Source organism: Serratia sp. DFXYC6, from assembly GCF_057196085.1.
This window is the reverse complement of sequence record NZ_JBXUNV010000007.1, coordinates 109,673-120,873: the sequence shown is the minus strand read 5'-3', so window position 1 is coordinate 120,873 and position 11,201 is coordinate 109,673. Positions and strand designations below refer to the sequence as shown.

Sequence of the window (11,201 nt, the reverse complement as noted above, 5' to 3'; positions counted from 1 at the left end):
CTTGCACCCTCCGTATTACCGCGGCTGCTGGCACGGAGTTAGCCGGTGCTTCTTCTGCGAGTAACGTCAATTGATGAGCGTATTAAGCTCACCACCTTCCTCCTCGCTGAAAGTGCTTTACAACCCGAAGGCCTTCTTCACACACGCGGCATGGCTGCATCAGGCTTGCGCCCATTGTGCAATATTCCCCACTGCTGCCTCCCGTAGGAGTCTGGACCGTGTCTCAGTTCCAGTGTGGCTGGTCATCCTCTCAGACCAGCTAGGGATCGTCGCCTAGGTGAGCCATTACCCCACCTACTAGCTAATCCCATCTGGGCACATCTGATGGCAAGAGGCCCGAAGGTCCCCCTCTTTGGTCTTGCGACGTTATGCGGTATTAGCTACCGTTTCCAGTAGTTATCCCCCTCCATCAGGCAGTTTCCCAGACATTACTCACCCGTCCGCCGCTCGTCACCCAGGGAGCAAGCTCCCCTGTGCTACCGCTCGACTTGCATGTGTTAAGCCTGCCGCCAGCGTTCAATCTGAGCCATGATCAAACTCTTCAATTAAAAGCTTGATTTGCTTCCACTCGAGAAGCGATGCTCAAAGATTTACTGCATGAATTTTACTTCAGTTAGTCACTCTTCAAGACTTGATATTTTTTTGCATCCGAAGATGCTGGATATCGTCTTGTGGAGTGCCCACACAGATTGTCTGATAAATTGTTAAAGAGCAGTGCCGAGAAACTCATCGGCGCGGGCTGCGTATACTACGCTTTTCGCCCGGAGAGTCAAGCGTTTATTTCGCTTTCTTCTCGCTGACCCGGCGGCTTGTCAGTCGTTGTTCCCGGTCAGTGGAGGCGCATTATAGGGAGTTCTCGGCGAGCCGCAACCCCTATTTTCAATATTTTTTCCGACCGTTGAATGTTTGACCAAAACACCGTTAAAGCGGCAGTTTTTTCAACGATTTAAAGCCGTAGCCCTGCAAAACGGGCAATAAAGCGTCAGTATCTTCATTTAACGCCATGCAATACGCCAGATTCTCTTCCTGGCTCGAGACCAGGCTTTCCTGCGTAGAGATGAGCCAGGCGGTGCGGCGGGCAATCGCCGCGCCGGAATCCACCAATCGGGTGCCTTCGGGCAACACCTGCATCAGCTCTTCAGCTAACAGAGGAAAATGGGTGCAGCCCAGCACGACCGTATCCGGCGGCTCGCGCATGCTCAGCCAAGGATGCAGGATCTTCTTCAGCACCGGCAGCGGCACGGCTTCGCCGTGCAGCTTGGCTTCCGCCAGCTCCACCAGTTCAGAAGAGCCCAGCAGCTCAATCTTGCAATCGGTGGCGAACCGGGAAATCAGCTCATGGGTGTAGCTGCGCTGTACGGTGCCGCGGGTCGCCAACAGGCCGACAATGCCGTTGACGGTAAGACGGGCCGCAGGTTTGATGGCGGGCACCACGCCCACGACCGGGAAACTGAAACGCTCGCGCAAGGCCGGCAAGGAGACCGTGCTGGCGGTGTTGCAGGCGATGACGACAATCGCCAGAGGATGACGCTGCTGCACCGCGCCGACAATCTCCAGCACGCGCTCAACGATAAACTCTTCGGACTTCTCGCCGTAGGGGAACGCCACGTTGTCGAACGCGTATATATAGTGGAGATCCGGCAGCAACTGCCGAATCTCCTGATACACCGACAGCCCGCCGACGCCGGAATCAAAAACCAGCACCGTCGGGCGAGGTGTGGCGGTGCTGTTAGAAGGTATAGCTTCCAGTGAGGTAGTATTCTCTTCCTGGAGTAGCGTAGCCATAGGCCGTCTCATAATCTTTATCAAACAGGTTGGCAATTCTACCACGAACTGTCAGATGAGATGTGACCGGATACGAAACTGCGAGATCCCACAGGCTCACGCCGCCAAGTTTAACCGTACGCGTAGTGTAGCCGCTGTAATCACCGTCGTAGCGCTCTCCCAGATACTGGTAGGTTACCGCCCAATCAAAGTCATACAGCTGCCAGTCCAGCTCATATTTCACCTGCTGTTTGGCGCGGCGCAACAGCACTTCGTTGGTCTTGGCGTTGCGCGGGTCGACATAATCGTAACCAATCTGATGCGTCAGCGGACCGGTATCAAAAGACGCCGTCGCTTCAACACCTTTAATCCTTGCCTGATTAACATTGTAATAGGCTGAACCTGAACCGCTTGATGCATAGCTGATCAGATTATCTATATCATTGCGATAACCGGTAACGCGCCAGGTGACCGGGCCGGTCAGCCCCTCAAAGCCCCCTTCCCACTGTTTGCTTTCTTCCGGTTTCAAATCCGGGTTGCCGCCAAAGCTGCCGTACTGCTGCCCCAAATTTGGCGCTTTAAACGCAGTACCATAAGACGCGATGGCGCGATAGCCCTCAACAAATTCCCAAGCCACGCTGGTTTGCCAAGTGCCATGCCAACCAAACTGCGAGTTATCATCACCGCGCACCGCACCTTCCAAAGTAAAGGCATCCACTTGTTGCTGCGCCGTCAGATAAAGCCCGGTATTACGTTGGCTCTTGCTCTCAGTGATGTAAGCCGTACCCGGTTCGATTTTCTGATTCTGCCAATCGACACCCGTACTGATATGGCCTTGAGCAACCTGGAACGTATTGCCCCACTGCACATTGTATTGCGTGGAGTCATCCAGGGTTGCAGACGCAGAATAAGGGCCGTATTTGGGATCGTAGTTATAGTCTTTGGTATGGCTATAGCTCGCGATCAACTGCGTAGCATAGATGCCGTCCTGATAGCGCAGACCGCTATCCCAACTTTGGCTATAGAGTTGGCGAGTGTCAGGCAACGCATCTAAATGCGCCGGATCCGAATAACTGTAATTACCGTCATAGGCCGTGCGATTGTCATAACCATAACCACGAACAAAGCCACTGAACGCCTCATTGAACTTGTGCTCAATGCCGCCATACAGAGATTTGCTCATAAAGCCGTCGCGGTCAGGCTGTGCAGGATTGCCGAAGCTGTCCGGCAAGTTCGCTATAACATTATACCCTTTGGTATAGGTGTAGTTCCCCGCCACCGTCGCCACGGTGCTGTCGCCCAGCGGCTGTTGCGTCGACGCATCGTAGGATTGATAGCCGTTGGAGCCGACGCCGGCAGCCAGCGTCGTGCCGTTCTTTTCGCGGGTGGTAATAATGTTGACTACGCCGCCGATGGCGTCGGAACCGTATACCGCCGAACGCGGGCCGCGAATGTATTCGACTTTCTGCACCAGCGAGATCGGGATTTGGCTGAGATCGGAAGAGCCGCTGACGCCCGCCTGATTAAGGCGAATACCGTCAATTAACACCAGCACATGGCTGGAATTGGTGCCGCGAATAAACAACGAACTTTGCTGCCCCAGGCCGCCATTCTGCGCAATGTCCACGCCTGGCAAACGGCGCATCACGTCGGTCAGGCTCTTGGCCTGCCAGCGATCGATATCGTTACGGGTGACGACGGAGGTCGGCGCCAACACGGAAGAAACCGGCTGCGGGAAACGGTTGGCGGTTACCACCAGGTTATCGCCATTCGTGGCTGTAGTGTTGTCTTGCGCCCATCCAGAAAAAGCCGTGACGGAGGAGACCACCGCCAGCAGCGTATTTTTTGTAATTGTCATGAGAAAAGCATCCAAACTTAATTGGCGGATGCCGCAGGATCATGGCCGGTAGTTCGCGACGGCCACGGATATTGCGACGTAACACCGGCAGGTCTTCGGGCTTGGGATTTGCGGGCCGCGGGGCGCGACCGGCAACGGGCGATGACTTCCCATCCTGCAGTGGACAGTGTCTGCGTCAAAACGCTATCGCCGTGACTTCCCCTTACCGCTGCGCGTCAGCTCCGGATTCACACCGGATTCCCTTTTCACTCGCTGCTTGAGGCCGGACGGCAATGCTACGATCAATGCAAATAGATGTCTAGACTGCTACTAATGTTACAAATAATAAACGCGACAAAACTGGACTTCACGGGCTGATTCCCTACAATCCCCGCTGATCAAATTTGCCTGACGAGAAGACACACATGACGCCCGAGAATTTGCCTATTGAACGTTACGATGACCAACTGGCGGAGAAAGTCGCCCGCCTGAAGACGTTGATGTCACCGTTCGCGGCGCCCGAGCCGGAAGTGTTCCGCTCGCCAGTCGACCACTACCGCATGCGCGCCGAGTTCCGCATCTGGCACGATGCGGACGACATGTATCACATCATGTTCGATCAGCAGACCAAGCAGCGTATTCGCGTCGATCAATTCCCGGCCGCCAGCGAACTGATCAACCGCCTGATGAGCGCCCTGATCGCCGCGCTGAAACCGGAGCCGATCCTGCGTCACAAGCTGTTCCAGATCGATTATCTGTCGACGCAAAGCGGTAAAATCATCGCCTCGCTGCTGTACCACCGCAAGCTGGATGACGCTTGGCAGCAGCGCGCCGAGCAACTGCGCGACGAGCTGCGCGCGCAGGGTTTCGACCTGCAGCTGATCGGCCGGGCGTCGAAGACCAAGATCATGCTCGACCAGGATTATGTTGACGAAGTGCTGACGGTCGCCGGCCGCGATATGATCTACCGACAGGTGGAAAACAGCTTTACTCAACCCAACGCGGCCATGAACGTGCAGATGCTGGAATGGGCGCTGGCGGTCACCGCCGGTTCCAAAGGCGATTTGCTGGAGCTGTACTGCGGCAACGGCAACTTCTCGCTGGCGTTGGCGCGCAATTTCGAGCGCGTGCTGGCGACCGAGATCGCCAAGCCGTCGGTGGCGGCGGCGCAGTACAACATCGCCGCCAACCATATCGACAATGTGCAAATCATCCGCATGGCGGCAGAAGACTTCACTCAGGCGATGAACGGAGTACGCGAATTCAACCGGTTGAAAGGCATCGATCTGAGCGGCTACAACTGCGAGACGATTTTCGTCGATCCGCCGCGCAGCGGGCTGGACGCGGAAACGGTGAAGATGGTGCAGGCTTACCCGCGCATTTTGTATATTTCATGCAATCCGGAAACGCTGTGCGCCAACCTGGAAACGCTGCAGGCCACGCACCGGGTCAGCCGCCTGGCGCTGTTCGACCAGTTCCCGTATACCCATCACATGGAATGCGGCGTGTTGCTGGAAAAACACCGCTGATACGACAGGGGCGCCATGATGGCGCCCCGTTTCATTACGGCTCTTGAGTCGGCGCATCCAGCGCCTTGCGCGCCTTCAGCTTGACCCCAATCCACAGCACCAGCGCCACACAGATCACCGACGGCAGGAAGTTGGAGCCGATCTGCGGGTATTCGGCGCGCACGATGGCGCTGTACATCAACAGCCCCAGCAGGAAGCAGGCCGCCGCCAGCTTCGGCATGCCGTCCGGCATGGCGCGGTTCAGGTAACGCTGATGCAGACAGTACACCGCCAGCACCAACGCAATCAGCGGGAAGATCGAAAACGGCACCACCGAGCTGAACAGCGCGGCAAAGGAACCGTTGATCGAAAGGCCGGCAATCAACGCCAGCAGTAAGGTGCCATTTTCACGGCCTGGTTTTTCCATCATTTTTTACCTTTTTTATACGTGGGACACAGAAGCTTTTTCTTGTTCGCGACGATACCAGTAATACGCCCCTTTGGAGATCATCCGCAACTGCAGCACCAGCCGTTCTTCCAGCTGCTGCCGCTGCTCGACGTCGATATCCAGCGCTTCCGCGCCGGCGCTGAACACGATGGTGACCATCGCTTCCGCCTGCGCTTCGGTAAAGCTGCGCGGCATGTGGTTTTCCAACTCGAGGTAGTCCGCCAGTTCGGCGATGAAATGCTGGATCTCGCGCGCCACCGCCGCACGAAATGCCGCCGACGTGCCGGAGCGCTCGCGCAGCAGCAGGCGGAAGGCGTTCGGGTTGTTGCCGATAAATTCCATAAAGGTGGACACCGAGGTGCGGATCACGCTGCCGCCCTTGGCGATGCGTTGGCGCGCCTGGCGCATCAACTGACGCAGCATCAGGCCGCTTTCATCCACCATGGTCAGCCCCAGCTCATCCACGTCGCGGAAATGGCGGTAAAACGACGTGGGCGCGATGCCCGCCTCGCGTGAAACTTCCCGCAGGCTCAGGCTGGCGAAGCTGCGTTCGGCGCTCAGCTGGCTGAATGCGGCTTCGATCAGGGAACGACGAGTCCGTTCTTTTTGTTGTGCTCTGACGCCCATATGCATATCCGGATAGGTTCCATTCTCTCAGTCTAACGCCCTAGACTCGGCAATATAGCAAATTTTATTGCAACAGCATTTATACTAACGCGCTCTATCACACTTCCGCCCTGAGCCGATTGTGCTTTGACTCAAAAAGCCTAATGGTGATTGGGTGAGCAGCGCTATGATGTTAAGATACCGTTGTAATCTTGTATAAAAAAACAGGTCTCTCCTACATGCAACAGCACTATCAATTTGATGCCATAGTGATTGGCTCGGGCCCTGGTGGTGAAGGTGCCGCCATGGGGCTGGTGAAACAGGGCGCCCGTGTGGCCGTTATCGAACGGTACAACAACGTAGGCGGCGGATGTACCCATTGGGGCACCATCCCTTCCAAAGCCCTCCGCCACGCCGTCAGCCGCATTATCGAATTCAACCAGAACCCGCTTTACAACAATTCGCGCACGCTTAGCGCGACCTTCCCTGACATTTTACGCCACGCCGATAACGTCATCAGCCAGCAGACCCGCATGCGCCAAGGGTTCTATGAGCGGAACCAGTGCAAGCTGTTCGCCGGCGACGCGCGCTTCATCGACGCCAACACCGTCAGCGTCAGCTACATGGACGGCACCCAGGACACCATCCGCGCCGACCACATCGTGATCGCCTGCGGCTCGCGCCCTTACCATCCGGCCAGCGTCGATTTCAATCACCCGCGCATCTACGACAGCGACTCCATTCTCGAGCTGAGCCATGAGCCGCGCCACGTGATCATTTACGGCGCCGGGGTGATCGGCTGCGAGTATGCGTCTATCTTCCGCGGCCTGAACGTCAAGGTGGATCTGATCAACACCCGCGATCGGCTGCTGGCGTTCCTCGATCAAGAGATGTCGGATTCGCTCTCTTATCACTTCTGGAACAACGGCGTGGTGATCCGCCACAACGAAGAATTCGAGAAGATCGAAGGCACCGAAGACGGCGTGATCGTGCACCTGAAGTCCGGCAAGAAGGTGAAAGCGGACTGCCTGCTGTACGCCAACGGCCGTACCGGCAACACCGATTCGTTGGGGTTGGAGAACGTCGGTCTGGAGTCGGACAGCCGCGGGTTGCTGAAGGTGAACAGCATGTATCAGACCGCGCTGTCGCACATCTATGCGGTCGGTGACGTGATCGGCTATCCGAGCCTGGCTTCCGCCGCCTACGATCAGGGCCGCATCGCCGCCCAGGCGATCGCTTCCGGCGAAGCCAGCGGTCACCTAATCGAAGATATCCCGACCGGCATCTACACCATTCCGGAAATCAGCTCCGTCGGCAAAACCGAGCAGGAACTGACCGCGATGAAGGTGCCGTATGAAGTGGGCCGCGCCCAGTTCAAGCATCTGGCGCGCGCGCAGATAGCCGGGATGAATGTCGGCAGCCTGAAAATCCTGTTCCATCGCGACACCCTGCAGATCCTTGGGATCCACTGCTTCGGCGAGCGTGCGGCGGAGATCATCCACATCGGCCAGGCGATCATGGAACAGAAAGGTGAAGGCAATACTATCGAGTATTTCGTTAATACGACCTTCAACTATCCGACCATGGCCGAAGCCTACCGGGTGGCGGCGCTTAACGGCTTAAACCGCCTGTTTTAACGCGCTGTCGATGTAGCCCTGCATGTGCTCGCGGATCGCTTCGGCCAACTGCTCATAACGGCTGCGCAGTGGGGAACCGGGGCGATACACCAACGCGATGGTGCGCTTCGGTTCCGGCTTGTAGCAATCCAGATAGCACACGCCGTCGCGTTCGCGCTGCGGCGGCACCGCCAGTGACGGCAGCAGGGTAATGCCGCTGCCGGCAGCGACCATATTGCGCAACGTTTCCAGACTGGTGGCGCGGAAATGAGTATCTTCGTCCGCGCCCGCCTGGAAGCAGAAGCCCATCGCCTGATCGCGCAGGCAGTGGCCATCTTCCAGCATCAGCAGTTTCTCTCCCGCTAAATCCGGCATCGCCACGCGCTCGCGCTGCGCCCACGGGTGATCGGAGTACACCGCCAGCTTCATCGGTTCATCGAACAGAGGCACTTCGATAAACGCCTCGGTTTCCTTCACCAACGCCAGAATGGCGCAGTCCAGTTTGCCGCTGTCGAGTTGCGCCAGCAGTTGGTGGGTTTGCGCTTCGTGCAGGTACATTTCCAGTTTCGGGAAGGTTTTGTGCAGTGTCGGTATGATCTGCGGCAGCAGATAAGGCCCCACTGTCGGGATCAGGCCGATGTGCAGCGGCCCGGACATGGCTTCGCCCTGCTGGCTGGCCATCTCCTTCAACACTTTCACTTCGCGCAGCACGGTACGCGCCTGCTCCACCAGCAACAGACCCGCCTGGGTGAACAGCACCTTGCGGCTGGTGCGCTCGAGCAGCATGACGCCCAACTCGTCTTCCAGCTTGCGGATCTGCCCGCTCAGCGTGGGTTGGCTTACATGGCATGAATCGGCCGCGCGGCGGAAGTGCCGGTGCTCGGCCAAGGCGACCAGATACTCTAAATCACGAATATTCATTGTTTCCCTCCATTCCATGATAGCTCATGGCGATAGATAAGATAGCAATGAGCGATTAGATCTATCAAGCCCCAGCGACAATAATGTGTCCCAACGAAGCGATATCGCGCTAAATGCTAAAAATTACTTTTCCTAATTAAGGGGTTAATCAATGTTTACCAGTCAAGAAGGCAAGAAAGTTCCTCAGGTTACTTTCCACACCCGTCAGGGCGACCAATGGATTGATGTGACCACTGATGACCTGTTCAAAAACAAAACCGTCATTGTTTTCTCGCTGCCGGGCGCGTTCACGCCGACCTGTTCTTCGAGCCACCTGCCGCGCTACAACGAACTGTCCAGCGTATTCAAGCAGCACGGCGTCGACAGCATTCTGTGCGTCTCGGTGAACGACACCTTTGTCATGAACGCCTGGAAAGCCGATCAGCATGCGGAAAACATCACCTTCGTGCCGGACGGCAACGGTGAATTCACCAAAGGCATGAACATGCTGGTCGAGAAAGCGGATCTGGGCTTTGGCCCTCGCTCTTGGCGCTACTCGATGCTGGTACGCAACGGCGTGGTCGAGAAAATGTTTGTCGAGCCGAACAAGCCGGGCGACCCGTTTGAAGTGTCCGACGCCGATACTATGCTGAAATACCTGGCGCCGGAATTCAAAGTGCAGGAATCGGTCTCCCTGTTCACCAAACCGGGCTGCCCATTCTGCGCCAAAGCCAAGCAGATGCTGCAAGAGCGCGGCATTCAGTATGAAGAGATCGTGCTGGGCAAAGACGCCACCACCGTCAGCCTGCGCGCCGTCAGCGGCCGCGCTACGGTGCCGCAGGTATTCATCGGCGGCCGTCACATCGGCGGCAGCGACGATCTGGAAACATTCCTGTCAGCTTAATAAGTAATAACAAAGCCAACGTGAACTTTGGCGGGCTACGGCCCGCCCTTTTTTTACCTTTCAGGAGCGGATATGAAACTGTTGAACGTTGATGTCGCGGTCATCGGCGGCGGCACCGCAGGGCTCGGCGCCTACCGAGCGGCCAAACTGTCTACCCCCAGCGTGGTGATGATCGAAGGTGGGCCTTATGGCACCACCTGTGCGCGCGTTGGCTGCATGCCATCCAAATTATTGATCGCCGCCGCCGAAGCGGTGCATCAAATCGAACGTGCGCCGGGCTTTGGCGTGCACCCAACCGGCAAAACGCGCATTGACGGGCGCGAGGTGATGGCGCGCGTCAAACGCGAACGCGATCGTTTCGTCGGCTTCGTGCTGGAAGGCGTGGACGAGATCCCGGCCGCCGACAAAATTCAGGGCTATGCCCGCTTTATCGACGACAACACGCTGCAGGTCGATGACCATACGCGCATCGTGGCGCAGCGCATCGTGATCGCCACCGGCTCTCGCCCCAGCTGGCCGGCGCCGTGGAATGAACTGGGCGATCGCCTGATCGTCAACGACGATCTGTTCAACTGGGATGACTTGCCGCAGTCCGTGGCGGTATTCGGCCCCGGCGTGATCGGGCTGGAGCTGGGGCAAGCGCTGCACCGCCTCGGCGTCGACACCAAAGTCTTCGGCATCGGCGGCGCCGTCGGGCCGCTCACCGACAGCGCCGTGCGCGATTACGCTGCGAAGGCGCTGGGGGAAGAGTTCTACCTCGACGCCGACGTGAAAGTGGAGATGATGCAGCGCGAAGGCGACCGCGTATTTATCCGCTATCAGGATCTGCAGGGCCAGTCGCAGGAGATCCTGGTGGACTACGTGCTGGCCGCCACCGGCCGCCGCCCCAACGTCGATCGGCTTGGCCTCGAAAATACCGGCCTGCAGCTCGACGCTCGAGGCGTGCCGCTGGCCGACCGCCTGACGATGCAAACCAGCGTGCCGCATATCTTTATCGCCGGCGACGCCAGCAACCAGCTGCCGCTGTTGCATGAGGCCAGCGATCAGGCGCGCATCGCCGGCGCCAACGCCGGCAGCTTCCCGGAGATCAATCCGGGTCTGCGCCGCAGCGCGATTTCGGTGGTGTTCTCCGATCCGCAGATCGCCATGGTCGGCTCGACCTTCCGCGAGCTGAGCGAGAAGTTCAGCGCCTGCGGCTGTTTTGAAGTGGGCAAGGTCTCGTTTGAGAATCAGGGCCGCTCGCGGGTGATGCTGCGCAACAAGGGCGTTCTGCACGTTTACGGCGAACAGGGCACCGGCCGTTTCCTCGGTGCGGAAATGATCGGCCCGGACGCCGAACACATTGCGCATCTGTTGGCCTGGGCGCACCAGCAGCAGATGACCGTCGATCAGATGCTGGACATGCCGTTCTATCATCCAGTGATCGAAGAAGGCTTGCGCACCGCGCTGCGCGACCTGCAGGCGAAGCTCAAACTCGGCGCGGCCGAAATCGAGCGCTGCCAGCGCTGCCCGGGCGAATAACCCCTCATTCTCCATTCATACCCACCGGGCCTTCAGGCCCGGTTTTTTTGCGCAGCACTTTCCACATTTGCCTCCCTCCTCTTGCCTCACGCCCCTC

At 57.8% G+C, this 11,201-nt stretch carries 9 protein-coding genes, 1 rRNA gene and 1 riboswitch; of the genes, 4 read left to right on the top strand and 6 right to left on the bottom strand.

Going from position 1 to position 11,201, the window contains the following annotated elements; genetic code table 11:
- From AC2CGQ_RS23995 to btuB, 3 genes are all read right to left on the bottom strand, one after another.
- Positions 1-548 (bottom strand): 16S ribosomal RNA (locus AC2CGQ_RS23995); the annotation flags it as partial.
- A gap of 373 nt (positions 549-921) precedes the next feature.
- Positions 922-1,785: a glutamate racemase gene (gene murI, locus AC2CGQ_RS23990; RefSeq protein ID WP_033631312.1), complete on the bottom strand. Its 864-nt coding sequence runs from the start codon at positions 1,783-1,785 to the stop codon at positions 922-924.
- Complete coding sequence (btuB, locus tag AC2CGQ_RS23985; protein ID WP_156866546.1) at positions 1,730-3,622, bottom strand: TonB-dependent vitamin B12 receptor BtuB; 1,893 nt, start codon at positions 3,620-3,622, stop codon at positions 1,730-1,732. The genes murI and btuB overlap by 56 nt, the downstream gene beginning before the upstream one ends.
- A 69-nt stretch (positions 3,623-3,691) precedes the next feature.
- A riboswitch (cobalamin riboswitch) is annotated at positions 3,692-3,904 on the bottom strand.
- 122 nt (positions 3,905-4,026) lie between these two features.
- Here btuB and trmA point away from each other — a divergent pair.
- Positions 4,027-5,130, top strand: a complete 1,104-nt coding sequence (trmA, locus tag AC2CGQ_RS23980; protein ID WP_033631315.1) for a tRNA (uridine(54)-C5)-methyltransferase TrmA — start codon at positions 4,027-4,029, stop codon at positions 5,128-5,130.
- A gap of 34 nt (positions 5,131-5,164) precedes the next feature.
- Here the strand turns inward: trmA and AC2CGQ_RS23975 are convergent, their stop codons facing one another.
- Positions 5,165-5,536 carry a YijD family membrane protein gene (locus tag AC2CGQ_RS23975; protein ID WP_004931042.1) on the bottom strand — a complete coding sequence of 124 codons (372 nt, stop codon included), beginning with the start codon at positions 5,534-5,536 and terminating at the stop codon, positions 5,165-5,167.
- A 15-nt stretch (positions 5,537-5,551) separates the two neighbouring features.
- Complete coding sequence (gene fabR / locus AC2CGQ_RS23970) at positions 5,552-6,184, bottom strand: HTH-type transcriptional repressor FabR (protein ID WP_004931044.1); 633 nt, start codon at positions 6,182-6,184, stop codon at positions 5,552-5,554.
- A 218-nt stretch (positions 6,185-6,402) separates the two neighbouring features.
- Between fabR and sthA the strand changes: the two genes are divergently transcribed.
- Complete coding sequence (sthA, locus tag AC2CGQ_RS23965; protein ID WP_004931047.1) at positions 6,403-7,800, top strand: Si-specific NAD(P)(+) transhydrogenase; 1,398 nt, start codon at positions 6,403-6,405, stop codon at positions 7,798-7,800.
- Here the strand turns inward: sthA and oxyR are convergent.
- The gene (oxyR, locus tag AC2CGQ_RS23960; protein ID WP_015379402.1) at positions 7,783-8,700 is read right to left on the bottom strand and encodes a DNA-binding transcriptional regulator OxyR; all 918 of its coding nucleotides are present in this window, start codon (positions 8,698-8,700) and stop codon (positions 7,783-7,785) included. The two genes, sthA and oxyR, sit on opposite strands and share 18 nt — an antisense overlap.
- Positions 8,701-8,851: 151 nt before the next feature.
- Here oxyR and AC2CGQ_RS23955 point away from each other — a divergent pair, with 151 nt between their 5' ends.
- Together AC2CGQ_RS23955 and AC2CGQ_RS23950 are read left to right on the top strand one after the other, a co-directional pair.
- Positions 8,852-9,583: a glutathione peroxidase gene (locus tag AC2CGQ_RS23955; protein WP_015379403.1), complete on the top strand. Its 732-nt coding sequence runs from the start codon at positions 8,852-8,854 to the stop codon at positions 9,581-9,583.
- Positions 9,584-9,655: 72 nt separating this feature from the next.
- Positions 9,656-11,104 carry a dihydrolipoyl dehydrogenase gene (locus AC2CGQ_RS23950; RefSeq protein ID WP_021504448.1) on the top strand — a complete coding sequence of 483 codons (1,449 nt, stop codon included), beginning with the start codon at positions 9,656-9,658 and terminating at the stop codon, positions 11,102-11,104.
- Positions 11,105-11,201 lie beyond the last annotated feature (97 nt).

Coding starts and splice junctions, on each gene's coding strand:
- AC2CGQ_RS23950 (WP_021504448.1), top strand. CDS start 9,656: ATGAAACTGTTGAACGTTGATGTCGCGGTCATCGGCGGCGGCACCGCA.
- oxyR (WP_015379402.1), bottom strand. CDS start 8,700: ATGAATATTCGTGATTTAGAGTATCTGGTCGCCTTGGCCGAGCACCGG.
- AC2CGQ_RS23955 (WP_015379403.1), top strand. CDS start 8,852: ATGTTTACCAGTCAAGAAGGCAAGAAAGTTCCTCAGGTTACTTTCCAC.
- trmA (WP_033631315.1), top strand. CDS start 4,027: ATGACGCCCGAGAATTTGCCTATTGAACGTTACGATGACCAACTGGCG.
- sthA (WP_004931047.1), top strand. CDS start 6,403: ATGCAACAGCACTATCAATTTGATGCCATAGTGATTGGCTCGGGCCCT.
- btuB (WP_156866546.1), bottom strand. CDS start 3,622: ATGACAATTACAAAAAATACGCTGCTGGCGGTGGTCTCCTCCGTCACG.
- fabR (WP_004931044.1), bottom strand. CDS start 6,184: ATGGGCGTCAGAGCACAACAAAAAGAACGGACTCGTCGTTCCCTGATC.
- murI (WP_033631312.1), bottom strand. CDS start 1,785: ATGGCTACGCTACTCCAGGAAGAGAATACTACCTCACTGGAAGCTATA.
- AC2CGQ_RS23975 (WP_004931042.1), bottom strand. CDS start 5,536: ATGGAAAAACCAGGCCGTGAAAATGGCACCTTACTGCTGGCGTTGATT.